The sequence below is a fragment of the Nocardiopsis sp. NPDC101807 genome, assembly GCF_044766605.1.
GTDB classification, from domain to species: domain Bacteria; phylum Actinomycetota; class Actinomycetes; order Streptosporangiales; family Streptosporangiaceae; genus Nocardiopsis; species Nocardiopsis tropica.
The window spans coordinates 1267-2815 of sequence record NZ_JBIWMK010000020.1; the positions used below are offsets into that span (position 1 = coordinate 1267).

A 1549-nucleotide genomic window follows, 5' to 3' on the forward strand; every position below is an offset into this window, starting at 1 on the left:
GTCCGGTCTGGGATCCGAGCTTGTAGTAGGTAAGTGATGGGGTGACGCAGGAGGGTAGCTCTACCCGGCGGTGGTTGTCCGGGGGTAAGCGTGTAGGCTGGGGGGTTGGCAAATCCGCCCCCTGTTGAGGCTGAGACGTGATGCCGAGCCGTTTTTGGTGAAGTGAGTGATCCCATGCTGTCGAGAAAAGCCTCTAGCGAGTTCGTGTGTGGCCAGTACCCTAAACCGACGCAGGTGGTCAGGTAGAGAATACCGAGGCGTTCGGGTGAACCATGGTTAAGGAACTCGGCAAATTGTCCCCGTAACTTCGGGAGAAGGGGAGCCCTGTCTGGTGATGGCCTTTGCGGTCTGAGCTGGGTGGGGTCGCAGATAGCGGGGGGAAGCGACTGTTTATTAAAAACACAGGTCCGTGCGAAGTCGTAAGACGCTGTATACGGACTGACGCCTGCCCGGTGCTGGAACGTTAAGAGGACCGGTTAGTGGGAGTTCGCTCCTGCGAAGCTGGGAATCTAAGCGCCAGTAAACGGCGGTGGTAACTATAACCATCCTAAGGTAGCGAAATTCCTTGTCGGGTAAGTTCCGACCTGCACGAATGGCGTAACGACTTCCCCACTGTCTCAACCATGGGCCCGGTGAAATTGCACTACGAGTAAAGATGCTCGTTTCGCGCAGCAGGACGGAAAGACCCCGGGACCTTCACTATAGCTTGACATTGGTGTTTGGGATGGTTTGTGTAGGATAGGTGGGAGCCGGTGAAGCTGTCACGCTAGTGGCGGTGGAGGCGTTGGTGAAATACCACTCTGACTGTTTCGGGCATCTAACCTTGGACCGTGATCCGGTTCGGGGACAGTGTCTGGTGGGTAGTTTAACTGGGGCGGTTGCCTCCCAAAGAGTAACGGAGGCGCCCAAAGGTTCCCTCAGCCTGGTTGGTAATCAGGTGTTGAGTGTAAGTGCACAAGGGAGCTTGACTGTGAGACGGACGTGTCGAGCAGGAGCGAAAGCTGGGACTAGTGATCCGGCACCGGCGTGTGGAAGCGGTGTCGCTCAACGGCTAAAAGGTACCCCGGGGATAACAGGCTGATCTTCCCCAAGAGTCCATATCGACGGGATGGTTTGGCACCTCGATGTCGGCTCGTCGCATCCTGGGGCTGGAGTTGGTCCCAAGGGTTGGGCTGTTCGCCCATTAAAGCGGCACGCGAGCTGGGTTTAGAACGTCGTGAGACAGTTCGGTCCCTATCCGCTGTGCGCGTTGGAGACTTGAGAAGGGCTGTCCCTAGTACGAGAGGACCGGGACGGACGAACCTCTGGTGTGCCAGTTGTCCTGCCAAGGGCATGGCTGGTTGGCTACGTTCGGGAGGGATAACCGCTGAAAGCATCTAAGCGGGAAGCTTGCTTCGAGATGAGGTCTCCTGCCTCCTTTGAGAGGGTAAGGCTCCCTGTAGACGACGGGGTTGATAGGCCGGGTGTGGAAGCCCTGTGAGGGGTGGAGCTGACCGGTACTAATAGGCCGAGGGCTTGTCCGCTGCAGATAATTGGATGTTCGCGCACA

General features: G+C 57.3%; 1 rRNA gene (cut by a window edge). It reads left to right on the forward strand.

What is annotated here, in order from left to right:
• Positions 1 to 1523 (forward strand): 23S ribosomal RNA (locus ACIRPH_RS31795) (its annotated part extends 1266 nt beyond the left edge of the window); the annotation flags it as partial.
• Positions 1524 to 1549: the final 26 nt, after the last annotated feature.